Annotated in this window: 25 protein-coding genes; 12 read left to right on the top strand and 13 right to left on the bottom strand. The window is 72.7% G+C overall.

Translation table 11 applies throughout. The annotated features are described in order from the left end of the window. Positions 1-195 precede the first annotated feature (195 nt). Complete coding sequence (locus tag ACH4VX_RS32925) at positions 196-945, bottom strand: GntR family transcriptional regulator (protein WP_398372723.1); 750 nt, start codon at positions 943-945, stop codon at positions 196-198. A gap of 116 nt (positions 946-1,061) precedes the next feature. Here ACH4VX_RS32925 and ACH4VX_RS32930 point away from each other — a divergent pair, with 116 nt between their 5' ends. After that, a complete protein-coding gene (locus ACH4VX_RS32930; RefSeq protein WP_398372673.1) occupies positions 1,062-2,084 on the top strand; it encodes a Gfo/Idh/MocA family oxidoreductase in 1,023 nt (340 codons plus the stop codon). 13 nt (positions 2,085-2,097) lie between these two features. Here the strand turns inward: ACH4VX_RS32930 and ACH4VX_RS32935 are convergent, their stop codons facing one another. Together ACH4VX_RS32935 and ACH4VX_RS32940 are read right to left on the bottom strand one after the other, a co-directional pair. After that, entirely contained in the window at positions 2,098-2,772 is a 675-nt protein-coding gene (locus ACH4VX_RS32935; protein ID WP_398372675.1) for a response regulator, read from the bottom strand. A 58-nt stretch (positions 2,773-2,830) separates the two neighbouring features. Continuing rightward, entirely contained in the window at positions 2,831-4,081 is a 1,251-nt protein-coding gene (locus ACH4VX_RS32940) for a sensor histidine kinase (RefSeq protein ID WP_398372677.1), read from the bottom strand. A 179-nt stretch (positions 4,082-4,260) separates the two neighbouring features. On the opposite strand from ACH4VX_RS32940, the gene ACH4VX_RS32945 reads away from it, so the two are divergent. Next, positions 4,261-4,461: a hypothetical protein gene (locus ACH4VX_RS32945; RefSeq protein WP_398372679.1), complete on the top strand. Its 201-nt coding sequence runs from the start codon at positions 4,261-4,263 to the stop codon at positions 4,459-4,461. 28 nt (positions 4,462-4,489) lie between these two features. Here the strand turns inward: ACH4VX_RS32945 and ACH4VX_RS32950 are convergent, their stop codons facing one another. Next, on the bottom strand, positions 4,490-5,116 hold the full coding sequence (locus ACH4VX_RS32950; protein ID WP_398372681.1) for a dihydrofolate reductase family protein: 627 nt from the start codon (positions 5,114-5,116) through the stop codon (positions 4,490-4,492). Positions 5,117-5,259: 143 nt separating this feature from the next. Between ACH4VX_RS32950 and ACH4VX_RS32955 the strand changes: the two genes are divergently transcribed. Beyond that, positions 5,260-6,024, top strand: coding sequence for an SDR family NAD(P)-dependent oxidoreductase (locus tag ACH4VX_RS32955; protein WP_398372683.1), 765 nt, complete (start codon positions 5,260-5,262; stop codon positions 6,022-6,024). Between the two features lie 132 nt (positions 6,025-6,156). On the opposite strand, the gene alc is transcribed toward ACH4VX_RS32955, so the two are convergent. Further along, a complete protein-coding gene (alc, locus tag ACH4VX_RS32960; protein WP_398372685.1) occupies positions 6,157-7,272 on the bottom strand; it encodes an allantoicase in 1,116 nt (371 codons plus the stop codon). Between the two features lie 32 nt (positions 7,273-7,304). Continuing rightward, complete coding sequence (allB, locus tag ACH4VX_RS32965; protein WP_398372686.1) at positions 7,305-8,645, bottom strand: allantoinase AllB; 1,341 nt, start codon at positions 8,643-8,645, stop codon at positions 7,305-7,307. Positions 8,646-8,887: 242 nt separating this feature from the next. Here allB and allR point away from each other — a divergent pair, with 242 nt between their 5' ends. Next, entirely contained in the window at positions 8,888-9,694 is an 807-nt protein-coding gene (allR, locus tag ACH4VX_RS32970; RefSeq protein WP_398372687.1) for an allantoin degradation transcriptional regulator AllR, read from the top strand. Between the two features lie 12 nt (positions 9,695-9,706). Here allR and ACH4VX_RS32975 read toward each other — a convergent pair whose 3' ends face one another. Further along, on the bottom strand, positions 9,707-10,021 hold the full coding sequence (locus ACH4VX_RS32975) for a DUF5955 family protein (protein ID WP_398372689.1): 315 nt from the start codon (positions 10,019-10,021) through the stop codon (positions 9,707-9,709). 201 nt (positions 10,022-10,222) lie between these two features. Between ACH4VX_RS32975 and ACH4VX_RS32980 the strand changes: the two genes are divergently transcribed. After that, on the top strand, positions 10,223-10,840 hold the full coding sequence (locus tag ACH4VX_RS32980; RefSeq protein ID WP_398372691.1) for an NTP transferase domain-containing protein: 618 nt from the start codon (positions 10,223-10,225) through the stop codon (positions 10,838-10,840). 209 nt (positions 10,841-11,049) lie between these two features. Next, positions 11,050-12,675, top strand: a complete 1,626-nt coding sequence (gene aceB, locus ACH4VX_RS32985) for a malate synthase A (protein ID WP_398372693.1) — start codon at positions 11,050-11,052, stop codon at positions 12,673-12,675. 3 nt (positions 12,676-12,678) lie between these two features. Here the strand turns inward: aceB and ACH4VX_RS32990 are convergent, their stop codons facing one another. Together ACH4VX_RS32990 and ACH4VX_RS32995 are read right to left on the bottom strand one after the other, a co-directional pair. Beyond that, the gene (locus ACH4VX_RS32990) at positions 12,679-13,605 is read right to left on the bottom strand and encodes a HipA family kinase (protein ID WP_398372694.1); all 927 of its coding nucleotides are present in this window, start codon (positions 13,603-13,605) and stop codon (positions 12,679-12,681) included. A gap of 27 nt (positions 13,606-13,632) precedes the next feature. Further along, entirely contained in the window at positions 13,633-14,154 is a 522-nt protein-coding gene (locus ACH4VX_RS32995) for a MarR family transcriptional regulator (protein WP_398372696.1), read from the bottom strand. 75 nt (positions 14,155-14,229) lie between these two features. On the opposite strand from ACH4VX_RS32995, the gene ACH4VX_RS33000 reads away from it, so the two are divergent. Continuing rightward, positions 14,230-16,338, top strand: coding sequence for an MMPL family transporter (locus ACH4VX_RS33000; protein WP_398372698.1), 2,109 nt, complete (start codon positions 14,230-14,232; stop codon positions 16,336-16,338). A gap of 1 nt (position 16,339) precedes the next feature. Here ACH4VX_RS33000 and ACH4VX_RS33005 read toward each other — a convergent pair whose 3' ends face one another. After that, positions 16,340-17,890: an IucA/IucC family protein gene (locus ACH4VX_RS33005; protein ID WP_398372700.1), complete on the bottom strand. Its 1,551-nt coding sequence runs from the start codon at positions 17,888-17,890 to the stop codon at positions 16,340-16,342. Between the two features lie 46 nt (positions 17,891-17,936). Between ACH4VX_RS33005 and ACH4VX_RS33010 the strand changes: the two genes are divergently transcribed. The 3 genes from ACH4VX_RS33010 to ACH4VX_RS33020 are packed head-to-tail and all read left to right on the top strand — an operon-like array spanning position 17,937 to position 21,571. Next, entirely contained in the window at positions 17,937-19,442 is a 1,506-nt protein-coding gene (locus ACH4VX_RS33010; RefSeq protein WP_398372702.1) for an IucA/IucC family protein, read from the top strand. A gap of 45 nt (positions 19,443-19,487) precedes the next feature. Then, positions 19,488-20,762, top strand: a complete 1,275-nt coding sequence (locus ACH4VX_RS33015) for a VWA domain-containing protein (RefSeq protein ID WP_398372704.1) — start codon at positions 19,488-19,490, stop codon at positions 20,760-20,762. After that, positions 20,762-21,571: a hypothetical protein gene (locus ACH4VX_RS33020; RefSeq protein ID WP_398372706.1), complete on the top strand. Its 810-nt coding sequence runs from the start codon at positions 20,762-20,764 to the stop codon at positions 21,569-21,571. Before ACH4VX_RS33015 ends, ACH4VX_RS33020 begins: the two co-directional genes overlap by 1 nt. Positions 21,572-21,622: 51 nt before the next feature. Here ACH4VX_RS33020 and ACH4VX_RS33025 read toward each other — a convergent pair whose 3' ends face one another. Further along, the gene (locus ACH4VX_RS33025; RefSeq protein WP_398372707.1) at positions 21,623-22,249 is read right to left on the bottom strand and encodes a winged helix-turn-helix transcriptional regulator; all 627 of its coding nucleotides are present in this window, start codon (positions 22,247-22,249) and stop codon (positions 21,623-21,625) included. 83 nt (positions 22,250-22,332) lie between these two features. On the opposite strand from ACH4VX_RS33025, the gene ACH4VX_RS33030 reads away from it, so the two are divergent. Both ACH4VX_RS33030 and ACH4VX_RS33035 read left to right on the top strand, forming a co-directional pair. Next, positions 22,333-23,541, top strand: coding sequence for a pyridoxal phosphate-dependent aminotransferase (locus ACH4VX_RS33030; RefSeq protein ID WP_398372708.1), 1,209 nt, complete (start codon positions 22,333-22,335; stop codon positions 23,539-23,541). Positions 23,542-23,585: 44 nt separating this feature from the next. Further along, positions 23,586-23,912 carry a hypothetical protein gene (locus ACH4VX_RS33035; protein WP_398372710.1) on the top strand — a complete coding sequence of 109 codons (327 nt, stop codon included), beginning with the start codon at positions 23,586-23,588 and terminating at the stop codon, positions 23,910-23,912. Between the two features lie 50 nt (positions 23,913-23,962). On the opposite strand, the gene ACH4VX_RS33040 is transcribed toward ACH4VX_RS33035, so the two are convergent. Next, the gene (locus ACH4VX_RS33040) at positions 23,963-24,664 is read right to left on the bottom strand and encodes a hypothetical protein (protein ID WP_398372712.1); all 702 of its coding nucleotides are present in this window, start codon (positions 24,662-24,664) and stop codon (positions 23,963-23,965) included. A gap of 42 nt (positions 24,665-24,706) precedes the next feature. Beyond that, a complete protein-coding gene (locus tag ACH4VX_RS33045) occupies positions 24,707-25,033 on the bottom strand; it encodes a MarR family transcriptional regulator (RefSeq protein WP_398372713.1) in 327 nt (108 codons plus the stop codon). Between the last annotated feature and the right edge of the window lie 80 nt (positions 25,034-25,113).

Genomic DNA, 25,113 nt, shown 5'->3' on the forward strand with positions numbered 1-25,113 from the left:
CGCCCGGGCCGGAAACCGTGACCCGAGGACTTGCCCTTCCTTCCATGCTCTTGCGTATGCAAGGGGCCGGTGATCACACCGGCCCCGAACGCCCCACTGTTGAACACGGGCACCGGGTGTCCCCGCGCGGGGACCAAAAGCCGGTCACATTGTCCTGACATTATGACGGCACAGGGCGCACGGCGCGTCGGATTGTCAGGACCGTACAAGCAGCTGGAACTCGAACGAGTAGCGGGAGGGCCGGTAGGTGTGGGTCCCGAACTCCACCGCGCGGCCGGTGTCGTCGAAGGTCACGCGCTGCATGGTGAGCAGCGGGGCGCCGGCCTCCTCGCCCAGCCGCTCGGCCTCGCCGGCGGTGGCGGCACGGGCACCGATGGTCTGGCGGGCGCTGTGCAGGGTGATCCCGGCGGCCCGCATCAGCCGGTACAGGCCGGTGGCCTCCAGCTGCCCGGTGCCGAGATCGAGCAGGCCGGGCGGCAGGTAGTTGCACAGGTACGCCATCGGCTCCCCGTGGGTGAGCCGCAGCCGTTCGATCCGGTGCACCTCGCTGTCCTCGGCCACGCCGAGCGCGGCCGCGACCTCGGCGGACGCCGCCACGACGGTGTTGACCAGCACCTTGGTGGCGGGGCGCTGGCCGGCCGCCTCCAGGTCGTCGTAGAGGCTGCTGAGCGCCAGGGGGCGCTTGACCTGGCTGTGCACCACCTGGGTGCCGACCCCGCGGCGGCGCACCAGCAGTCCCTTGTCGACGAGGGACTGGATGGCCTGGCGGACGGTCGGGCGGGACAGGCCGAGCCGCGCGGCGAGCTCGATCTCGTTGCCCAGCAGGGTGCCGGGGGTCAGCACGCCGTGCTCGATGGCGGACTCCAGCTGCTGGGACAGCTGGAAGTACAACGGCACGGGGGAGCCGCGGTCCACGCTCAGCTCCAGCTGTACGGTCGGGTCCACTTCTGGTTTCGGCACGGGCCGAGCGTAGCCCCGTGCGCTGTTGACGGGAAGTTGTGTAGTTCGGTTGTCCGGACATGCGCATTGACAGGGAGCGGCGCGGGCCCCACTTTGTTTCCATGCGCATCGGGGTCATAGGTACGGGCCGTATCGGCACCATTCACGCCCACACACTCAGCAGACACCGCGACGTCGGCTCCCTGATCCTCACGGACGTCGATCCGGCGCGGGCCCAGGCCCTCGCCCACCGGCTCGGCGAGACGGCGGCACCCGGGGTGGACGAGATCTACACCTGGGGAGTGGACGCCGTGGTGATCACGGCGTCCACGTCCGCCCACGCCGATCTGATCGGCCGGGCGGCACGCGCGGGGCTGCCGGTGTTCTGCGAGAAGCCCATCGCCCTGGACCTGGCGGGCACGTTACAGGCGATCACGGAGGTCGAGACGGCCGGGACCGTCCTGCAGATGGGGTTCCAGCGCCGTTTCGACGTCGGTTACACGGGCGCGCGGGAGGCGGTGCGCTCGGGCAGGCTCGGGCGGCTGCACACCGTACGGGCGATGGCCGGTGACGCGGAGCCGCCGCCGGCCGGGTACCTGCCGCAGTCCGGCGGGCTGTACCGGGACACCCTGATCCACGACTTCGACATGCTGCGCTGGGTGACCGGCCGGGAGGTCACGGAGGTCTACGCGGCCGGGTCCGACGCCGGGCCCGCGATGTTCCGCGAGGCGGGCGACGTCGACACCGGCGCGGCGCTCCTCACCCTCGACGACGGCACGCTCGCCGCGGTCACGGCGACCCGGCTGAACGGCGCCGGCTACGACGTCCGCATGGAGCTCGCCGGGGAACGGGACCAGATCGCCGTCGGCCTGGACGACCGTACGCCGATCGCGTCCACCGAGCCGACCGGGCCGCCGGCCGCGGACAAGCCGTGGACCGGGTTCCTGGAGCGGTTCGGGCCCGCCTACGAGGCCGAACTGATCGCGTTCGTCGAGGTGGTGCGGGGCGAGCGGGCCAACCCGTGCGACGGGCGGGAGGCCCTTCAGGCGCTGCTGATCGCGGAGGCGTGCGAGCTGTCCCGGCGGGAGCGCAGACCGGTCCGGCCGACGGAGCTGCTGAGCGGGGCGACGGCGGCGTACACCTGACGCACGGGAGGGCTCAGTGGCCCTCGGTTTCCTCCAGGAGACCGGCGTCGTGGGCCAGCAGGGCGATCTGCACGCGGTTGTTGAGGCCGAGCTTGGCCAGGACGCGGGAGACGTGGGTCTTGACGGTGGCCACGCTCATGTAGAGCTCCGCGGCGATGTCGGCGTTGGCCAGGCCCCGGCCGACCGCGACGGCGACCTCGCGTTCACGGTCGTTGAGGCCGGCGACGCGCGCACGCGCGCGCGTGCGCCGCGTGTCGGCGGCGGTGCCGGCCGCGTGTGCCATCAGCTGCCGGGTGACCGTGGGCGACAGCACCGGATCACCGGCCGCGACCCGGCGCACCGCGGCGACGATCTCGGCGGGCGGGGTGTCCTTGAGGACGAACCCGGCGGCACCCGCGCGGAGCGCGCGCAGCACCTGCTCGTCGGCGTGGAAGGTGGTGAGCACCACGACCTGCGGGGCGTCCTCGCGTCGGCGCAGCGACTCGGTGGCGGTGAGGCCGTCCACCGTCGGCATCCGGATGTCCATGAGGACGACGTCCGGCCGGGTGCGGTCGACGAGCGCCTCGACCTCGCCGCCGTCGGCGGCCTCACCGACGATCTCGATGTCGTCCGCGCCGCCCATCATGAAGGACAGCCCGGCCCGCACCAGCGGATCGTCGTCGACGAGGAGCACTCTGATGGCAGTCATGGGCCGTACGTAATCACGGCCGGGCGGAGCGAGGACAGACGGAGCGGCCGAACCCGGTTCAGCCCCACGGCAGCCGTGCCCGTATCTCGAACCCGCCGTCGGGCGTGGGCCCGTGTTCCAGGGCGCCGCCCGCCAGGGTCGCCCGCTCGGTGAGACCGATCAGACCCTGCCCGGCGCCGGGCACGTGCGGTACGTCCCCCTCCGGCGCGGGGTTGCGCACGGTCACGGTGAGGCCCTCCCCCGGGCCGCCGGTGACCGACACGGTGACCTCCGTGCCGGGGGCGTGCTTGCGGGCGTTGGTCAGGCCCTCCTGGGCGATCCGGTAGGCGGTGCGGCCCACGGAGGCGGGGGCGCCGGCCGGGTCGGTGACCCGCCGGTCCAGGGTGACCTTCGTGCCGGCCTGCCGGGACTCGGCGGCCAGGGTGTCGAGCGCCGCGAGCGTCGGCTGCGGCCGGCCCGCGTCGTCGGAGTCGCCGGCCCGCAGTACGCCGATGATCTCCCGCAGGTCCTGCAGCGCCTCGTGCGCGCTCTCCCGGATGACGCCGGCCGCCCGCGCGACCTCCTCGCGCGGGGCGTCGGGCCGGAACTCCAGGGCACCCGCGTGCACGCTCAACAGCGTCAGCCGGTGCGCGAGCACGTCGTGCATCTCCCGCGCGATGGCCTCCCGCGCGAGCCGCTGCGCCTGCTCGGCCCGCAGCCGCGCCTCGGTCTCGGCCCGCCGCGCCCGGTCCCGCAGGCTCAGCATGAGCTGCCGTTTGGACCGTACGAACATGCCCCAGCCGACGAGTGCGACCACCAGCACCACGAAGAGGACGACCGAGGCGAGATACGGCAGGTCGGGATCGGGCCGCCACCAGAAGTACAGCGGGACGAGCACTGCTTGGGCACCGCCCGCCCAGGCCACGTACCGGAAGGGGCGGTGCACGGCGAGCGTGAACAGGGAGATGAGCGCCACGCCGCCGGAGGTCTCCGAGACGAAGCCGACCGGGACCATCGCGGCGGCCAGGGCGAGCGGCCACCGCCGGCGCAACCAGATCGCGGCACACGACAGTGCGCCGAGCACCTGGTCGGCGACGGCCAGCGCGTGCGGGATGTCGTGGTTGCCGTTGAGCGTCCGGGCGCCCAGCAGGCCCACCAGGACGGCCAGCAGGAAGCAGGCGAAGTCGACGACCCAGTCGCGCGCGGTGCGCCGGGGCCGCCGCCCGGAGCGGGCCGCGTCGGGGTCGAGTTCGTGGATGAGGGCGGACGGGAAGAACCATCGGCGCCCCGTGAACACCGGGGCGGTCTGCGCCGCCTTGTCACCAGTCACGGTCGACGAATCTATGCGAGGGCGCCTCCCCGCGCCGCCTCACGGACGGGATCTCCTACCGAAGTCGCGGCATCGCAGACTTTCGGCGCTCCGGCCGGCGCGGATCGCGGTCTTCCGTCGGGAAGGACTCGTCCCGCGGCCGATGTGGGTGGGGGGTCCGCGGGGCGAGAGTCGGTGGCATGAAGCAATTGCTGGAGGTCATGGGTTTCCTCGCCGTGGTGCAGGGGGTGGCGGGTCTGGTGTCCGGGTTCACCGACTGGCACTGGGGGTTCGTGCAGCGGGTGGGGTTCCTCGACGGCTACGAGGTCTACGCGGGCATCGCCCTGCTGGTGCTGGGCGGCGCCCTGTTCGCCGCCGCGGAGAGCCGGAAGCCCGGCTGACCGCCGGCGTCCGCCGTGCGGGCCGGTGTCAGGCGTTCTCCGGGAGCTCGTACGTGCCGTACTCGGGGCGGCCGGAGAAGTCGTAGGTCTGGATGGACACGCCGGCGGCGGTGATCTCTCCGCCGGTGTGCCGGAAGGCGCTCGGCATCGAGCCCTCCGGGAACAGGCGGCGCCCGGCGCCGAGGACGACCGGGAAGGTCAGCAGGTGCAGGGTGTCCACGAGGTCGAGCGCGAACAGGGACCGGGCGAGGGCACCGCTGCCGTGCAGCTGGAGCTCGCCGTCGGTGCGCTCCTTGAGGGCGGTGACCTCCTTGGCGAGATCGCCGCGGATCACCGTGGTGCCGGCCCATTCGGGGTCGGTGAGGCCGGCGGAGGCGACGTACTTCGGCAGCGCGTTCAGTTTGCCGGCGACCGGGTCGGCGGGGTCGGTCATCCTCGGCCAGTACGAGGCGAAGATGTCGTACGTACGACGGCCGAGGAGGAAGGCGCCCACGCGGGAGAAGACCCCGTTGACGAACCGGCCGAAGTCCTCGTCGCCGTAGGGGACGCTCCAGCCTCCCTGTTCGAAGCCGTCCCTGGTGTCCTCCTGGGGGCCGCCGGGGGCCTGGTAGACGCCGTCGAGGGTGACGAAGGTGGTGACTACGAGCTTGCCCATGACGGGTTCCTGTCTTTCGGTGAGCGGGCGGATGTGACGTCATCAGCTCAGACCCCGGCGGTGCCCGCAACTCATCGGTCGTACGCCAGGTCGACGTCCGTTCGCCGCCAGCGTGCCGGGGACGGGGGCGCTGGGATGGACACATGACAACCCACACATCTGTGAAGAAGCTTGAGAAGGCCCTGCTCGGCAAGGTGGCCCTGATCACCGGCGGCAGCCGTGGGATCGGCGCGGCGACGGCGCTGCGGCTCGCGCGGGAGGGCGCGGACGTGGCAGTGACGTATGTGAACGGCAAGGAGGCGGCCGAGGACGTCGTACGGGCCGTGGAGGCGCTGGGGCGCCGCGCGGTGGCCCTGCGTGCGGACGCCGGTGACCCCGAGGACGCCGCCGGGGCGGTGACGGCCGCCGCGCGGGAGCTGGGCCGGCTCGACATCCTGGTGAACAACGCGGGCCTCGGCGTGCTCGGCCCGGTGGAGACGCTGTCCCTCGCCGACGTCGACCGGGTGCTCGCGGTGAATGTGCGGGGTGCCTTTCTGGCTTCCCGGGCGGCCGTCGCCCATATGACGGACGGGGGCCGGATCATCACCATCGGTACCTGCATGACCCAGCGTGTGCCCGGTCCCGGCGGCACGCTCTACGCGATGAGCAAGTCGGCGCTGGTGGGTCTGACCAAGGCTCTGGCACGGGAGTTGGGCGAGCGTGGGATCACGGCGAACATCGTGCACCCGGGCCCGATCGACACCGGGATGAACCCGGCGGACGGCCCCTACGCGTCCGGCCAGGCGACGATGACCGCGCTGGGGCGCTTCGGCGAGGCGGAGGAGGTGGCGAACACGATCGCCCACCTGGCGGGGGCCACGTACATCACCGGCGCGGAGTTCTCGGTGGACGGCGGACACGCGGCGTGACACCCGACGTGGGGTAGCAGGGCACGGCACGTGACACCCGCCGTGGCACGGCACGTGACACCCGTCGTACATCCCGCGCGGGGGCGCACCGGCACTGCAACGGCTGGTGCGCCCCCGCGCGTTCTCGGCGGGTCAGCCGCCCAGTTCCCGGTGGCGGACCGCCAGGGCGGTCGCTCCCTGCTCGGTCAGGGAGCCGAACAGGCGCAGCCGGGAGATACCGCCGTCGGGGAAGACGTCCACGCGCGCGTGCGTGCCGACCGCCGGTTCCGGGAGGACGAAGCGGTGGTCGGTGTCGGGCTGGAGGCGGGTGCGGGGAAGGATCTCCCGCCAGTCGGCGTCGTCGCCGTCCTTCACCGAGACCGACGCCCAGCCCGCGCTGTTGCCCTTCAGGTACGCCGTGTCGATCTCCAGGGCGCGGATCCGCGCCCTGGCCACCAGGCGGTAGCGGATCCAGTCGTGGCCCCGGTCGCGGCGGCGCCGGGTCTCCCAGCCGTCGTCCATCCTGTGGGAGCGGCCGGACCGGATGGTGTTGGTGGCCGGTGAGTAGAAGCGGTCCGAGGCGTCCTCGACCCGGCCGCCGTTCTCCAGCGCGACGACGTCGAAGGTGCCGAGCGCCGCCAGCCACGCCGGATCGGGCACGACCTCGCCGTACACGCGCAGCCGGGCGATGCCGCCGTCGGGGTGCTGCTTGAGGCGCAGGTGGGTGAAGCGCTGTTCGACCGCGACGGCGAAGCCGTTGGCCGCGTGGCCGCCCACCGGGGTGCGCGGGACCAGCGTCGTCCACTTCACGTCGTCCGAGAGCAGTTCCTCGGGCGACGGGGAGCCCGCCACCGACGTGCCCTCGACGGACACGGCCTGTGGGTGGTTGCCGCGGAAGTGGGCGGTGTCCACGACGATCCCGCGGACGACTCCGGGCGCGCCGAGCCGGATCAGCGCCCAGTCGTGGTCCTCGGCCGCCGGCCACGGGTGGTCGGCACGGGTGCCGCGCCGGCGCCGGGTCTCCCAGCCGTCCATGATCTTGCCCTTGTGCCCGAAGCGCTCGGGGTCGAACTCGGCGCGTCCGGGCAGCAGCAGGTTCTCGCGCTGGGCGAAGAACTCGTCGTCGGCGGCGATGACCCCCGCACCGAGCCGGCGGTCGGCGAGGTCGGCGAGGTGGGTGAAGGGGAAGTCGGCGGTGCGGTAGTCCGCGTACGGGTCACCGCCGCCGTAGGGGGGCGCGTCGCCGGTGAAGCTCTCGATCGCCGTCACGGTGATCCGGTCCTGCCTCTCGGAAATCGGTGTCAGTGGGAGCGGGTGAGCAGTCGGCCCTTCGGTTCGGTGAACACGCCGTCGGCGACGATGCGTCGGCCGCGCAGCCAGGTGGACTTCACGACGCCGTACAGGGTCCTGCCCGCGTACGCCGTCACGCGGTTGCGGTGCTGGAGCGCCGCCGGGTCGACGGTGAAGGTCTCGTCGGGGGCGAGGACGGCGAAGTCGGCGTCGTGGCCGGGCGCGATGGCGCCCTTGCGCGTGTCGAGGCCGGCCAGCCGGGCCGTGCGCGTCGACATCCAGCGCACGACGTCCTCCAGGCCGTGGCCGCGGCCGCGGGCCTCGGTCCAGACGGCCGGCAGGCTGAGCTGGAGGCCGGAGATGCCGCCCCAGGCGGTCGAGAAGTCGTCCGTCTTGAGGTCGGCGGTGGACGGTGAGTGGTCGGTGACGACGCAGTCGATGGTGCCGTCCGCCAGGGCCTGCCAGAGCAGGTCCTGGTTGGCGGCCTCGCGGATGGGCGGGCAGCACTTGAACTCGCTGGCGCCGTCCGGGACCTCCTCCGCGGTGAGGGTGAGGTAGTGGGGGCAGGTCTCGACGGTGAGGCGTACGCCGTCCGCCTTGGCCGCCGCGATCAGGGGCAGGGCGCCGCTGGAGGAGAGGTGCAGCACGTGCACTCGCGCGCGCCGGCGTTTCGCCTGCTCGACGAGGTGTGCGACGGCGGTGTCCTCGGCGTCGCGAGGGCGGGAGGCGAGGAAGTCGGCGTACCTCGGGCCGCCGTGCTGCGGGGCCGCGGCGAGGTGGTGGGGGTCCTCGGCGTGCACGACCAGCAGCCCGTCGAAGGCGGCGATCTCGGCCAGGGAACGGGCCAGTCGCTCCTGATCGAGGTGCGGGAACTCGTCGACGCCGGACGGTGAGAGGAAGGCCTTGAAGCCGAAGACGCCGGCCTCGTGCAGCGGGCGCAGGTCCTTGACGTTGCCGGGCAGGGCACCGCCCCAGAAGCCGACGTCGATGTGGGCCCTGCCGGCGGCGGCCCGCCGCTTGGCGCGCAGGTGGTCGACGGTGGTGGTGGGCGGGAGGGAGTTGAGCGGCATGTCGATCAACGTGGTGATGCCGCCGGCCGCCGCCGCGCGGGTGGCGGTCCAGAAGCCCTCCCACTCGGTGCGGCCGGGGTCGTTGACGTGCACGTGGGTGTCGACCAGGCCGGGCAGCAGGACGTCGTCGCCGAGGTCCTCCAGGCGGGCGCCTTCGGGGACGGGTGCGTCGTACGGCAGGACGGCCGTGATCGTGCCGTCGGCGACCGTGACGGACGCGGCGCGCGTTCCCCCGGGAGTGATGACGCGCGTGGAGCGCAGCATCGGTTCGGCGTCGGACACCCGGATCCTCCTGACCTTCCGCCGGGATGGATTCAACGTTCTGTTGAAGGAGTCTTCACCCGCGCTCCCGGCCCGTCAAGGGGCCTCTTCCCGTACGGTCCGGGCCGACGAACACCTCTGGACGATTCCACAAAGCGGAATTATGCTTTCGGCAAGCAGAACGTGGCTATGCACAAGCGGGCGGTCGACCGGCTGCCGGGTAGGCTTCTGCCCTTCCTGCCAGGCCTCGAAAGGAACGCGCCGTGCCGACGTCCAGCGCCAGCACCACCGACTCCGCCCGGTCCGCCGCCAGTGGCGGCGTGCAGTCCCTCGAGCGCGCCTTCGATCTGCTCGAACGGATGGCGGACGCGGGCGGCGAGGTCGGCCTGAGCGAGCTGTCCGCGAGCAGCGGGCTGCCCCTGCCGACCATCCACCGCCTGATGCGCACGCTGGTCGCCTGCGGCTACGTACGCCAGCAGCCCAACCGCCGTTACGCCCTCGGCCCGCGGCTGATCCGGCTCGGCGAGTCCGCCTCCCGGCTGCTGGGCACCTGGGCACGGCCGCATCTGGCCCGCCTGGTGGAGGAGACCGGCGAGACGGCGAACATGGCGCTGCTCGACGGGGACGAGATCGTGTACGTGGCACAGGTGCCCTCGAAGCACTCCATGCGGATGTTCACCGAGGTCGGCCGGCGCGTCCTGCCGCACTCCACGGGCGTCGGCAAGGCCCTGCTGGCCGGTTTCCCGCCGGAGGAGGTACGGGCCCTGCTCGGCCGTACCGGCATGCCCGCCGCGACGGACAGGACCATCACCACACCGGACGGCTTCCTCGCGGCACTGGAGGACGTACGCCGCCTCGGCTACGCGATGGACGACAACGAGCAGGAGATCGGCGTCCGTTGCCTCGCCGTGCCGGTGCCGGACTCCCCCACGGCGGCGGCGATCTCCATCTCGGGCCCGGCGGGGCGGGTCACGGAGTCGGCCACGGAGAAGATCGTGCCGGTGCTCCAGCAGGTCGCGGCGGAGCTCTCCGAGGCGCTCACCACGCAGGGCACCACCCCCACCACCTGATCAGGGCGTGCGTCAGCCGCGTGGCGACGGGCCGAACAGGTCCACCGCCTCGCGCAGTTCGCGCACGCCCTGCCCCAGCGCGCTCACCGAGCCGATCGCGCCCGCGATCAGCAGCAGGGAGCGGCGCAGCCGGGGGATCTCGGGGTCGCCGGCGACGGCCGCCCCCGCCAGCGCGGCGAGTTCCTCCTCCGCGATGCTCCGGTCCCGGAAGTCCCCGGGATGGGCGGCGAGTTGACGGCGTAACCGGGACACGGCGGAGCGCAGCTCCGTCACCCGTGGGTCCACCTGACTGCCGGGCACACGCCTTTGCTCCACGCTGCGCAACACAGTCCTCCCCCTGGCACGTCGTTGTGCGCCTCCCCGACCGGCCGCGGCGCCCCGCCGGCCGGTCGCGCCAGTAAACGCCACCCCGGCCCCCTCGCGCCAGTCCGCTGCGTCATCGAGTTGCTCCGCAGCGTGACATGGTGGCCCCGGGCATCCACCTCGCGCCCTCCCGATACCCCGCGACGGGTGCGGTATGCAGGACCCATGACGACACATCACAGGGGCGGGGACGCCGCCACGGAGGTCGCGGGACTCCTGCTGGCCGCGGGCGGCGGGCGGCGGCTCGGCGGGCGGCCCAAGGCGCTGCTCACGCACCGGGGACGGCCGCTGGTGGAGCACGCGGTGGGGGTGCTCCACGCGGGCGGCTGCGCGCGGGTGCACGTGGTGCTCGGCGCACGGGCGGACGAGGTGCGCGCCCGCGCCCTCCTGCCGGACTGCGTCCTCGTCGACAACCCCGCGTGGGAGCGGGGCATGGGCACCTCCCTGCGGGCCGGTCTCGACTCGCTGGCCGGTACGGGCGCGCGGGCCGCGCTGGTCTCGCTGGTCGACCAGCCCGGGATCGGACCGGAGGCGGTGGCCCGGGTGCTCGGCGCCCACGACTCCCCCGAGTCGCTCGCCTCGGCCGCGTACGACGGCGTGCGCGGCCACCCGGTGCTGTTCGGCGCCGCGCACTGGGCCGGGATCGCCGCGACCGCGACCGGCGACCGAGGGGCACGCGCCTACCTGGAGGAACACACGGAACAGCTCACGCTCGTCGAGTGCGGCGACGTGGCCGAGGCGTACGACATCGACACCGAGGCGGATCTGACGCACCTTGAATGAGCCGGGTCGGCGGCGGGTGAACGGTGGGGGAGGCACGAGCGCCGCCTTCCCCGGCCCGGAGGATCTCGACATCAACAGAACATTGAACTTCCACCATGAGGAAACTACTATCCACTGCTCAGAAGCGCCCGGCTTCCGTACGGGCGTCCACCGCCGTACCCGGGTCGACGGGCACCCGGTGCCCCGCACGCCGAAGGAAGTGACAGCCGATGTCCGCACCAGCGCCGTCCCCGCTGGCCGTCGTCGACGCCGAGCCCCTGCCCCGGCAGGAGGAGGTCCTCACCGAGGCGGCGCTCGCCTTCGTGGCCGAGCTGCACCGGCGGTTCACGCCCCGGCGTGACGAGCTGCTCGCCCGCCGCGCGGAGCGCCGCGACGCGATCGCCCGTACGTCGACGCTCGACTTCCTGCCGGAGACGGCCGCGATCCGCGCGGACGACTCCTGGCGGGTGGCCCCGGCCCCCGAGGCCCTGAACGACCGCCGGGTCGAGATCACCGGTCCCACCGACCGCAGGATGACCGTCAACGCCCTCAACTCGGGCGCGAGGGTCTGGCTCGCGGACTTCGAGGACGCCTCCGCGCCCACCTGGGAGAACGTGGTCACCGGCCAGCTCAGCCTGATCGACGCCTACACCCGGAACATCGACTTCACCGACCCGAGGTCGGGCAAGTCGTACGCCCTGCGCCCGGACGCGGAGCTGGCGACGGTCGTCATGCGCCCGCGCGGGTGGCATCTGAACGAACGGCACCTCACCGACGCCGACGGCACCCCGGTGCCCGGCGCGCTCGTCGACTTCGGCCTGTACTTCTTCCACAACGCCAAGCGGCTGATCGAGCTCGGCAAGGGACCGTACTTCTACCTCCCCAAGACGGAGTCCCACCTGGAGGCCCGGCTGTGGAACGAGGTGTTCGTCTTCGCGCAGGAGTACCTGGGTGTGGAGCAGGGCACGGTCCGCGCCACCGTCCTGATCGAGACGATCACGGCCGCGTACGAGATGGAGGAGATCCTCTACGAACTGCGCGACCACGCCTCCGGCCTGAACGCCGGCCGCTGGGACTACCTCTTCTCCATCGTCAAGAACTTCCGTGACGGCGGGGCCAGGTTCGTCCTCCCGGACCGCAACGCGGTGACGATGACCGCCCCGTTCATGCGCGCGTACACCGAACTCCTCGTCCGTACCTGCCACAGGCGCGGCGCGCACGCGATCGGCGGCATGGCGGCGTTCATTCCGTCCCGCCGGGACGCGGAGGTGAACAAGGTGGCGTTCGAGAAGGTGCGTGCCGACAAGGACCGTGAGGCGAACGACGGTTTCGACGGCTCCTGGGTCGCCCACCCCGACCTGGTCCCGATCGCCATGGAGTCCTTCGACCGGGTGCTCGGCGACAAGCCGAACCAGAAGGACCGCCTGCGCGAGGACGTGAACGTCAAGGCGGAGGACCTCATCGCCATCGACTCCCTGGACGCCAGGCCGACGTACGCGGGTCTGGTCAACGCGGTCCAGGTCGGCATCCGCTACATCGAGGCGTGGCTGAACGGGCTCGGCGCGGTGGCCATCTTCGACCTGATGGAGGACGCCGCCACCGCCGAGATCTCCCGCTCCCAGATCTGGCAGTGGATCAACGCGGGCGTCGTCCTCGACAACGGCGAGCGGGTCACCGCCGAGCTGGTCCGCAGGGTCGCGGCCGAGGAACTGGCGAACATCCGCGCGGAGACCGGTGAGGAGGCGTTCGCGGGCGGCACCTGGCAGCAGGCGCACGACCTGCTGCTGAAGGTCTCCCTCGACGAGGACTACGCCGACTTCCTCACCCTGCCGGCGTACGAGCAGCTCAAGGGCTGAGCCCTACGTCTCCGAGCGGCCCAGGTGCACCGACCAGTCCTGGGCCGCCGCCGGTTTGCCGTGCAGGTCGGGAACCCGCTTCAGCCAGTCGGGGCGTCCCCGCCGCGTCCTCGCCGCCCGCCGGGCGTTCTCCTCGGCGAGCTCGTCCCGGCCGGGGAAGTCGGTGGGCAGCCACGTCCCGGACGCCCGCACGCGCGCGTGCAGGTACGTCACATACGCCTCGCGGACCTCGTCGGGCGTGGCGAAGTGGGGGTCGTCGGCCAGCCAGTCGTCGGGGACCTCCGCGGTGACGGACCGCAGCAGTTCCTCGGTCACCTTCGGCGCGAGCTCGGCGTCGGCGGCACGTACGTCGGGTCCGTAGTGGCCGAGGGCGTGGTGGCGGAAGTCGTACGCCTTGCCGGGGTCGGAGCCCTCCCAGCGGTGGTGGAAGACGAGCGCGGCCCCGTGGTCGATGAGCCACAGCCGCGGGGGCGCGACGCCCAGGGTCGGCCACACCACCAGGTTGGAACTGTGGACGGTGCGGTCCACGTTCACGGTGAGGGCGTCGAGCCAGACGACCCGCCCGGCCTCCAGCGGATCGACGGGGAAGGCCTGGGCGATCTCGGGGGTGAAGTCCTTCGCACCGGACAGGTAGTCCATGCCGAGGTTCACCCCGGCGCTGGCCGCGTGCAGCTCCCGCACCTCCTGGTGCGGCTCGCCGTCCGCGACCGCCGGGTCGAAGTGCACCAGCACCAGCTCCGGGAAGCGCAGCCCCAGAGCCCGCGCCAGCTCCCCCACGACCACCTCGGCGACCAGCGCCTTGCGCCCCTGCGCGGACCCGGTGAACTTGACGACGTACGTCCCCAGATCATCGGCCTCGAAGACTCCGGGCACGGAGCCACCCTGACGCAGCGGTGTGACATAGCGGGTGGCGGTGACCTCGGTCAGCATGTCCCGAACCCTACCCGCGGCCTTCCGTCAGCTCGCGTGCTGTCGCAGGAGGACGAGTTCACGGTTCATCTCCGTGAGGAACCGCACGATCACCGTCAGTTCCTCCGGGGTGAAGCGGCCGCGCGCCGTGTCGGTGCCGTGCGCCAGTGGCCGGAAGTACTCCCTGGCCAGGCCCCTGGCCCGCTCCGCGTACTCCAGGTGCACCACACGGCGGTCGTCGGCCGCCCGGACGCGCCGGATGTGGCCCGCCCGCTCCAGGCGGTCGAGGCACGCGGTCACCGCTCCGGACGTGAGGTTGAGCTGCTTGCGCAGGCGGCCGGGTGTCATGGGCTCGTCCGGCGCGTCGGCGTCGGCGTCGGCGTCGGCGTCGGCGTCCAGGATCGCGATCAGGGCCTGCATGTCGGTGGGGTGCAGGCCCTGCGCGTGCGCGAACTCCTGGGCGATGCGGTTGAACTCGTTGTTCATCCGGCGCAGCTGGACGGCGAAGGACTGCAGCCCTGTCGGGTCGTCCGCCTGAGGAAGGGGCGAGGGGGTACCGGAACCGCTCATGTCGGCCAGTATAAGATCACTCGATAATTAAGATACTTAATCATCGACTTACTTCTTCGGCTCATGGGGATCCACATGAAGAACGCACCGAGCCGGGCCCGGTGGCTCGTCCCGCTCGCCCTGCTGATCGTCTGGCTGGGTGTGGGCGGAACACTCGGGCCGTACGCGGGCAAGCTGGGCGAGGTGGCCACCAACGACCAGGCCGTCTTCCTCCCGCAGAGCGCCGAGTCCACCCAGGTCCTCGATGCCCGCGAGGCGTTCGACCAGTCCGAGACCATGCCGGCCGTCGTGGTCTGGACGGCGGACGGCGGACGCGTCACCGAGGTCCAGCAGGCCGCCGCCTCGGACGCGGTCGGCGCCCTCGCCGGCAGCGCCGGTGTCGTCGGCCGGCCCTCTCCGGCACTGGTCTCCGAGGACCGGGAGGCCATGCAGGCCGTCGTCCAGCTCGAGCCCGACCTGGGCGACGAGCTGCCCGAGGTGCTGGACGAGGTGCGCCGGGCGGCGGACGGCGTGTCCGGAGCCACGGCGCGGATCGCCGGCCCGGCCGCGACCCAGGCCGATCTGTCGGACGCGTTCGCGGGCATCGACGGACTGCTGCTGGGCGTGGCGCTCGGCGCCGTGCTGCTGATCCTGCTGCTGGTCTACCGGAGCGTCCTGCTGCCGTTCCTGATCATCCTCGGTTCCGTCTTCGCCCTGGGACTCGCCTGTGCCGTCGTCTACGCGCTGGCGGACCGGGACGTGGTGCGGGTCGACGGCCAGGTGCAGGGCATCCTCTCGATCCTCGTGATCGGCGCGGCCACCGACTACGCCCTGCTCCTCGCGGCCCGTTTCCGCGAGGAACTCGCCGAACGCGGCGACCGGTACGCGGCCGCGTCGGCGGCCGTGCGCAGGTCCTTCGGCGCCATCACGGCGAGCGCGGCCACCGTGGCGCTCGCGCTGCTGGCCCTGCTCGCCAGTGACCTCACGAACAACCGCGCCCTCGGACCGGTCGGCGCCATCGGCATCGTGTGCGCGGTGCTCTCCACGCTCACCTTCCTGCCGGCCGTGCTGGCCCTGCTGGGCCGGGCCGCGTACTGGCCCGCCCGGCCGAAGGCGTCGGACGCGTCCGTGGAGGGGCACGGCGTGTGGCGCCGGGTCGCCGCGACCGTGGACCGCCGGCCGCGCCGGGTGTGGCTGCTGACCGCGCTGGTCCTCGCCGTCTTCGCGGCCTTCGCTCCCTCCCTGTCCGCCAAGGGGGTGCCGCTCGACGAGATCTTCGTGAACGACGCGCCCTCGGTCGCCGCCCAGGAGACGCTCGGCGAGCACTTCCCCGGCGGGTCCGGGAACCCGGCCGTCATCATCGCCGACGCCGATCGCGGCGCCGAGGTGACGGCCGCGGCGAGGAAGACGGAGGGCGTGGACTCGGCCGGCGCCGTCTCCGCCTCGGGACGGCCGGGGACCGGTGAGCCGCTGGTCGTCGACGGGCGCGTCCGCATCGACGCCACCCTCGAGGACGCGGCGGACAGCGACGCCGCGAAGGAGACCGTCGAGCGGCTGCGCGAGAACGTGCACGCGGTCTCCGGAGCCGACGCGCTGGTCGGCGGCTACACGGCACAGCAGTACGACACCCAGCAGACCGCCGCCCACGACCGCACCCTGATCGTCCCGGTCGTGCTCGCCGTCATCCTGCTGATCCTCGTCCTGCTGCTGCGCTCCCTGCTCGTGCCCGTGCTGCTGGTCGCGACCGTCGCACTCAACTTCCTGGCGACCCTCGGCGTCTCGACACTCGTCTTCGAGCACCTTCTCGGATTCGGCGGCACGGACGCGTCGGTCCCGCTGTACGGGTTCGTGTTCCTGGTCGCCCTCGGCGTCGACTACAACATCTTCCTGATGTCCCGGGTACGGGAGGAGGCACTCGTGCACGGCACCCGGCGGGGCGTGCTGCGCGGGCTGACCACGACCGGCGGAGTGATCACCTCGGCCGGTGTGGTGCTCGCCGCGACGTTCGCCGCGCTGATGGTCATCCCCCTGGCCTTCCTGGTGCAGATCGCCTTCATCGTGGCGTTCGGCGTGCTGCTCGACACGCTCGTGGTCCGCTCGCTGCTGGTCCCCGCGCTGGTGATCGACATCGGGCCCCGGGCGTGGTGGCCCGGGGCCCTGGCCCGCGACGGCGCGGAGGGTGCGCCGCAGGCGGAGCGGAGCTGACTCACCCGTCGGCCAGCGGACTGGGCAGCGGACGGTAGCGGGCGTCCGCGCCGTCCGCCGCGGTCCAGCGCAGGAGGAGGTTGGTCTTGGCCGGGAGGGTGGGGGCGGTGAGGAGGGCGGGGATCTCGGGGAGGTCGTGCCGGGCCAGTTCGCGGCGGAGAGCGGGCCAGGGATCGAGGCCGGGGTGGTGCTCGGCGAGGGCGGCGGCGATCTCCATGAGGTGGTTGACGACCAGGCAGTAGACCAGGCGCTGCCAGCCGGCCTCCCTCGTCACCGCGGGCAGGAGTTTCACGCCCTCCGCGTCCCGGTAGAGGGCCCGGACGGGCAGGCCGTCGGGGTTCACCGCGATCAGCGTGTTCTGCAGGTGGGCCTCCAGGACGACGCCGTGCTCCGCGAAGGCCGTCAGGGCCGGGGGGACCACCGCCGACAGGTACGCCTCCCACCAGGCGGCCGGCGCGGCGGCGGTGGCCAGCGGGTTGCCGTCGAAGCCCTCGACCAGGGCGGCGGCCAGGTACGGGGTCGCGCCGGGTGGGAGGTGGCCGCGCAGGCCGTCGCGTACGACCACGGCCAGTTGCTCGTAGGCGAAGTCCGCCGTGCGGTGCCCCCGGTCGCTCTGCCAGACCGCGTCGGACCCGGCGAAGGCGTCGCGTACGGCCGTGTCGGTCGCGCGGAGCCTCAGCAGGTCGTGGCGCCACAGCCGGCGGATGTCGTTGGTGATGCGCACATCCAGGCTGAACTTCAGGAACAGGTCGTGCTCGGGCGCGTACACGGTGCGGACCGCCGCCGTGGGCCACACCGGGAAGGCGGTCGTGCCCAGCCGGACCAGGCGGCCGTCGGCGAAGGCGGGGGCGAGGTCCCGGGCCGCGAGGTCCAGCTGCCAGGGGTGCGCGGGCAGCAGACGGTAGCCGGGCGGTGCGGTGCCCAGGACGTCGAGGGCCGCGGTGTCGCCCTCCTGCACCACCGTGTCCTCGCGCAGCCCCAGCAGCGTCAGCGGGAAGCGGGCGTGCGCCTCGGGCGCGTACGGCAGCCAGGCCGCCGCCGGGCCGCCGCCCCGCGCCTTGGGGGCGGGGTGGTGGGTGTGGCCGGTGACGAGGGCCTGCTCGGAGCGGAGATACGGGTCGTCGGGCGGGGTGGCCCGGGCGCGGGCGGCGAGCAGTGCGGCCACCGCCTCCCGGCTGTCGAGCATCTCGGCGGGCAGTTCGTGGTTGGACAGACCGGTGTGCCGGCGCAGTTCCTCGGCGACGAGTTTCACCAGCTCCGTGTGGCCGACGCGGTGCCAGGCGCCCGCCGCGTGGACCTCGGGTTCGGCGGGGCGCCGGGTGCCGCGCACCCGCAGCAGGCGGTCCGTGCCGGGCAGGCGGTACGTCGGGCGCGCCCCCGGTCCCGGTACGGGCCGCGCCACTTCGCGCAGCAGGCAGTTCAACAGCGGCACCGCCGCGTACGCGTCGGCGCGGCGGGCCGCGTCGTCGTCCGCGGGCGGGGTGATGAGGTCCACGCGTTCCTCTGGTTCCTTACGGTCTGTCCGGGCGGGGACGATCAGTATGTCTGTCATCGTCCACCCGTACGCCCCACTCCACGCGTCACCGAGGAGCCCGCCCGTGCACCGTCCCCCCACCGCCGAGGCCGATGTCGCCGACGAGTTGGCCGTCGTGCGGCCCGGCCTCGTGCACCGGTACGCCGACGAGTTGCCCGGCGCCCGCGCGGCCGTGCTGACCCGGCTGTGGCGTGGCCTCGCGCACGAGCCGCTGCCGTGGATCGTCCGCCGGGAAGCGGACCGTGAGGGGTTCGCCCTGCGGCTGGCGGACGGCCGGCGGCTGCGCGGACCGCACGCGGATCCGTATGCGACCGGTGCGTACGTCACCGCCGTACGGCTGGACGAGGCGGTGTACGACGATCCGGCGCGGCTGATGACGGAGCTCGCCGTACCGCACTCGGCGGTGTTCGCCGCCGAACTCGGGCACAGTGTGGCGTCGTTGGCGTTGTCCCGGGCGGGGGCGGGTCACCCGCCGAAGTGGCCCGCCCGGGACTGGGAGTGGGAGCAGCGGGTGGTCGACGGGCATCCGTTCCATCCCAACTGCCGTTCCAGACCGGGCTTCTCGGTGGCCGAGCAGCTCGCCCACGGGCCCGAGCACGGGCCGGTCGTGGAGCTGGCACTGGTGCCCGTACCGGAGGCCGGGTGCCTGGTGACGGGGGTCTGGCCGGGGTGGCTGCGGGAGCCGGGGCGGGTGGTGGTCCCGGTGCATCCCTGGCAGGCGGCGCACGTGCTGAAGCGGACGGGCGAGCGGCGGCTCGCGGCGCATCCGCTGATGGCGTTGCGCACCCTGGCGCTGCCCGGCGGACCGCACGTCAAGACGGCGTTGAGCGCCCGGCTGACGTCCTCGGTGCGGGACATCTCGCTCGGGTCGGTGGCCGCGTCGGCGGTGCTGTCGGACTTCGGTGAGGCGGTGGCGGCGCGCACGGACGGGCTGCTGCACATCACCCGCACGCTGGGCGCGGTGGCGGCCGGGTCCCCCGATCTCGCGGCGGTGCTGCGCGAGTCCCCGGAGGAGTACACGGCGCCCGGGGAGCGGGTCGTCCCGGTGGCGGCGCTGGCGACCACCGGACTGCCCGGCTCCCCCGCCTGGCTGGGACGATTCGCGCGGCTCGCGCTCACGGTCGGGCTGCGGCTGCTGGAGCTGGGGGTGGCCCTGGAGGCGCACGGCCAGAATCTGCTCGTGGTGCTGTCGCCCGGCGGGGATCCGGTACGGCTGGTCTACCGCGATCTGGCCGATCTGCGGATCGGCCCCGCCCGCCTCGCCCGGCACGGCGTCCCACTTCCCGGGCAACTGCCCGCGCGCATGGTCACGGACGACGAACGCACCCTGCGGCGCAAGCTGTTCGGTTCTCTGGTGGCCGGCGCGCTGGCGGGGACGGCGGGGTCGGGACCGGCCCTGCGGACGGCCCTGGAGAGCGCCGTACCGCATCTGCCGCGCACCCGGGACCTGACCGCCCTGCTCGACGAGCCGCTGCCGGCGAAGGCGTTGACGCTGATGCGGCTGTCGCCGCGGACGGCGGGGGACCAATGGGCGGAACTTCCCAATCCGCTGCGGTACGGGTCCAGGTGACGTCCCGTTTTGGAGCATGACACCTCTGATCAATAGGATCCGCCGATGATCAGAAGAAAACGGCCGGTGGCAGGCGCCTGCGCCCTGCTCGCCGCACTGACGGCCGGGCTCGCCTTCCCGGCCGGGGCGGCCGCCGGTGAACCCACGGGCCAGGACGCCCCCAAGGTGAACCTGGTCCTCGATGTGAGCGGCTCCATGCGGGCCAAGGACATCGACGGCCAGTCCCGGATGGCGGCGGCGAAGCAGGCGTTCAACGAGGTGCTGGACGCGACGCCGGAGGAGGTCGAGCTCGGCATCCGCACGCTGGGCGCGAACTACCCCGGCGACGACCGCAAGGAGGGCTGCAAGGACACCGCGCAGCTCTACCCGGTCGGCCCGCTGGACCGCACCGAGGCGAAGACGGCGGTGGCCACCCTCGTACCGACGGGCTGGACCCCGATCGGCCCCGCCCTGCTGAAGGCGGCCGACGACCTCGACGGCGGCGACGGCTCCAAGCGGATCGTGCTGATCAGTGACGGCGAGGACACCTGCGCCCCGCTCGACCCGTGCGAGGTGGCCCGGGAGATCGCGGCCAAGGGCATCGGCCTGGTCATCGACACGCTGGGCCTGGTGCCGAACGCCAAACTGAGCCGGCAGCTCAGCTGCATCGCCGAGGCGACCGGCGGTACGTACACCTCGGTCGAGCACCAGGACGAGCTCACCGACCGGGTGAACGAGCTGGTGGACCGCGCGGCCGAGCCGGTGGTGACGCCGGTGGCCACCCAGGGCGCCGACTCGTGCGACAAGGCGCCGGTGCTGAAGTCCGGTCTGTACACCGACCGTGAGGAGTTCGGGCAGCAGCGCTGGTACCGCGTGGAACTGTTCTCCGGGCAGGAGCTGCGCGCCTCGGTGAGCGTGGCGGCGGACCGCGCCGTACGCCCGGATTACGGCGTGCTGCTGCGGGCCGTCACCGTGCACGACCGGGAGATCGTGCGCGGCGAGGCCACCGGCAACGGCCGTACGGACGTGCTGTCCACCGGACTGCGGTACCCGAAGCCCGAACGGGACGACGACGACAGCGACAAGCCCGCGGCCGAGGTCGTGTGCCTGGCGGTGACCAACTCCTTCTCGGCGGACTCCGGGGTGAAGACCACGCCCGGTCTTCCGCTGGAACTGACGGTCGACGTCGTGGACGGTCCGGACGGGGCGGACGACGTGGCCTCCTTCGGTCTCGGCCGGGGCTGGTGGCTGCTCGGCGCGCTGATCCTCACCGGCTTCCTCGCCGGTCTCGTCTGGGGCTGGCTGTCACGCTGGCGGCTCGCTGTCTGGAGGACCAACTGATGCGCGCGCTACGTGTACTGAGTGCCGCCCTGCTGACGCTCGGGCTGGCCGCCGCCCCCGCCGCGGCCGACTCCTCCCCCTCCCCCGGCGCGTCGGACGACGACGGGGCACCCACCCGCGCGGGCACCTCGTTCCGTACGGCGACGGAGGTCGAGCAGGGGCAGACGGCCACCGCGCGTGCCTCCACGGGCGACTACCTGTACTGGTCGTTCCCGGCGGACGCCGGTCAGCGCCCCACCGTCCACGCGACGGTGAAACTGCCGGAGAGCCACGCGGCCGAGACCTGGCAGATCGACGTGTACGACGGTCTGCGCCGCCGCCAGGCCTGCCAGTACGGCGCGCAGACCCGCACCGCCGGGGCGGACGCGCCCTCCGTGGAGCTGGAGTGCGTGCTGCGCACGGTCCGCGCCTGGTCGGAGCCGTGGGCCGACGACCCGCTGCCGGGCACGTACTACGTCCGTCTCACGGCGCTGCGGCTGTCCACGGCCGACCTGGGTCAGCCGGTGGACGCCGAACTGCGGGTCGGGTCCGAGGACATGGGCGGCGCGGCGGCGGTGGACGGCGCGCTGGCCGAACCGCTGGTGCCGGGCATCGCGGTACGTACCGAGTCGGACTTGGAGAACGACGACGACTCGCCCACCGCTGTCCTGGCCGATCTGGAACCCGAGGACGGCTGGACCTCCGGCTGGTGGTCCGACCGCTGGACGTGGACGGCGGCGGGCGGTGTGCTGGCCGCCCTGGCGGGTGTCGCCGGCTACCGGCTGACGCGGGGGTCCGGGCGTCCGCCCGGGGTGCCGCCGACCGCGTGACGTGACGTCCTTCCGGAAGGCCCGCCCCGTGCGGGCCTTCCGCCTTTCGTCTCACGCCTCCCGCAGCGCCTTGGCGAGCGTGCCCTCGCCCGTCACCTCGGCCCGCCCCGCGCGGACCGCGTCGGCCAGGGTCAGTTCGCCGCGGCTGATCACCGTACAGGTGGCGGTGTCCAGGGAGAGCAGGGCGTCGGGTTCCCCGGGAGCGGGTCCGTCGCCGTACACGGGACCGTCCCCGGCGCCGACGTGCAGGTGGAACCTGCCTTCCTCCAGGTGGACTTCGACGAGTCCCTCGCCCTCCAGGGCGCGCAGCAGGGGCAGCGCGAACCAGTGGGCCCGTACCGCGTCCGTGGGCCGTCGCTCGCCCAGTTCGGCCTCGCCCCAGGTGCCGAGGGACTGGAGCACGGGCAGCAACGCGCCCCCGCGTGCGGTGAGTTCGTAGACGTACGCCGCTCCGGGCGGGGGCAGTCGCCGTCGGGTGGCGAGGCCGTCGCGTTCCATGTCCTTCAGCCGGGAGGCCAGTACGTCCGTGCTGACGCCGGGCAGGTCCGCGTGCAGGTCGGTGTAGCGGCGCGGTCCCGCGAGGAGTTCCCGGACGATCAGCAGGGTCCAGCGGTCGCCGACGACGTCGAGCGCGCGGGCTGCGGAACAGTACTGGTCGTAGCTTCGGCGTGGTGACATGCGACGCAGTCTAGACATGTTGTTGGACTTTCCAAGCTCCTACTTGGTAAAACCAAGCAACACGACGTGAGGGGAAGCGGCGCATGGAGTTCCGGCAGTCGAGCAAGCTCAGCGAGGTCTGTTACGAGATCCGCGGTCCGGTGATCGAGCACGCCAACGCGCTGGAGGAGGCGGGGCACAGCGTGCTGCGCCTGAACACCGGCAACCCGGCCCTGTTCGGTTTCGAGGCACCGGAGGAGATCCTCCAGGACATGATCCGGATGCTTCCCCGGGCGCACGGCTACACCGACTCGCGGGGCGTCCTCTCCGCCCGCCGCGCGGTGGCCCAGCGCTACCAGACCCTGGGCCTGGAGGTCGACGTCGACGACGTCTTCCTCGGCAACGGCGTCTCCGAACTGGTCTCCATGGCCGTACAGGCCCTGCTGGAGGACGGCGACGAAGTCCTGATCCCCGCACCGGACTTCCCCCTGTGGACCGCCGTGACGAACCTCGCCGGCGGCAAGGCGGTCCACTACCTGTGCGACGAACAGGCCGACTGGTACCCGGACCTGGACGACATGGCCGCGAAGATCACGGACCGCACCAAGGCCGTGGTCATCATCAACCCCAACAACCCGACCGGCGCGGTCTACCCGAAGGAGATCGTCGAGGGCATCCTCGACCTCGCCCGCCGGCACGGCCTGATGGTGTTCGCCGACGAGATCTACGACCAGATCCTCTACGACGACGCCGTGCACCACTCGGCCGCCGCCCTCGCCCCCGACCTGGTCGTCCTCACCTTCTGCGGCCTGTCCAAGACCTACCGCGTGGCGGGCTTCCGATCCGGCTGGCTGGTGGTCACCGGCCCCAAGCAGCACGCGAAGGACTACCTCGAGGGCCTGACCATGCTGGCCTCCATGCGGCTGTGTCCCAACGCGCCCGCCCAGTACGCCATCCAGGCCGCGCTCGGCGGCCGGCAGTCCATCCACGAGCTCACCGCGCCCGGCGGACGGCTGCGCGAACAGCGGGACGTGGCCTGGGAGAAGCTGAACGAGATCCCCGGCGTGAGCTGCGTGAAGCCGAAGGGCGCGCTGTACGCGTTCGCGCGGCTGGACCCCAAGGTGCACAGGATCCACGACGACGAGAAGTTCGTCCTGGACCTGCTGCTGCGGGAGAAGATCCAGGTGGTCCAGGGCACCGGCTTCAACTGGCCGGCCCCCGACCACTTCCGCATCCTCACCCTTCCCCACGCGGACGTCCTGGAGACGGCGATCGGGCGGATCGGGCGTTTCCTGAGCGGCTACCGGCAGTAGCACGCCAGGGAACCACCGGCGGGGTGATCGCGTCGGATCAGGGCATGAGGGAAGAGAGACCGGGCTGTGCAGGCCTCCTCCTGGCGGCCGTGGGGGCCGTCGTGGCGGTGCTCGCCTGGGCGCCGAAAGCGCGGGTCAGCATCCACGGCGGCTTCGAGGGTATGCGCCGGGACCTGAGCGTCCTCTACGTCGACCTCCCGCTCATCGCCGCCGGCGGCGCGCTCGTCCCGCTCGCCGCCTGGGTGCTCGTCCTGCGCACACTGCGCCGGCCCTGGCTCGCGGCCGTGATCGCGACGGGTGCACTCGCGCTCGGGGTCTGGGGGCTGCTCAGCTGGTGGACGCCGTACGAGCGGCCGGAGTTCATGGGATAGCGACGACGCCGGGCACCCGCGGCCACCGGGGTGGAGGGCAGGCCGTCCGGTCAGGCGGTGAGCGGTTCGGTGTCGGGGCGGCCCTGCGCCGGTTGCCGTCCGAGGGACGGCTGCGGTTCCCCGATCTCCTCGCCCAGCGCCGTCACCGCGCCCTCCAGCACGTCCGGGCCGACGATGTTGATCAGCAGCAGACCCAGCGCGTACGACTTCTGCGTGTCCGTCATCTCGCTGGCGGCCAGCGATTCCACGGCGGTCGCCAGGTCCTGCTGCTCCTGCTCGGGCAGGTTCTGCAGCAGGGCCAGGCAGAAGGCGGGCAGGGCGACACGGGCGCGCTCGAAACGCACCCCGCGCATGATGCGGGTGACCTGCTGGGAGCGGTCCTTGGCGCGCACCCGGTCCACACCCCGGTCGGCCACGCCCAGCAGCATCGCAAGGATGAGGTTGGGGCCGACGCCGACCTCCTGGTCGCCGATGCGGACGTTGAACAGCGAGCTGCGGAACAGCGCCAGCGCGGCCAGTCCGGCGACGAGCACCTGGAGGGCCGCCGTCTGGTCGGGGGACGTGGACCCGAACCGCCAGTCGAACGCCCGGATGAGCCACAGGACGCCGGCGCTTGCCGCCGTGTTGAGCAGGACGTAGAACCACGCGCTGGCGACGCCCAGCAGGGCCGACGGGCGGTCGCGGTAGCGCGACATCAGTTCGGCCGTGCCCACCAGCGCTCCCAGCACGCCCGCCGCGACGAATCCCTGCACCTGGTGTCCTCCCGACTTCCGCTTCCCCGGACCCGTTCCGGCCTAGCGGGCCCCTTCGACGAACTCCCGCCCGGCATCGTTGAGTTCCACCGCCTCGTCGGCGCCGGCGGGAGTCACCTCGACCAGTTCCAGCCGCTGGAGCACCGCCACCGCCTCCGCGATCCGGAGCGTGCTGAGCCCGAGTTCGGTCCGCAGTTCCCCGACCGCCGTGCGCGGCCTGCCGTGCAGGGCCCGGAGCACCAGGGTCGCGAGGGGCGGCAGGGCGTCCGTGGAGCGGGCGGGTCCGGTCGGCGTACGTCCGACGGAAACCTGACGGTTCGTCGCGTTGAGGAACGTGCTGAACGGATCCGCGGAGTGGTCCCTGGACATCCCGGTCCTCCTTCGAGCGGTGCAACTACCGGACCGCATCACCCTGTTGGTCGACTTTCCACGCAAACCGTCCCGGTTCG

The sequence above is a fragment of the Streptomyces sp. NPDC020731 genome (assembly GCF_044334705.1).
In the GTDB taxonomy this organism is placed as follows: domain Bacteria; phylum Actinomycetota; class Actinomycetes; order Streptomycetales; family Streptomycetaceae; genus Streptomyces.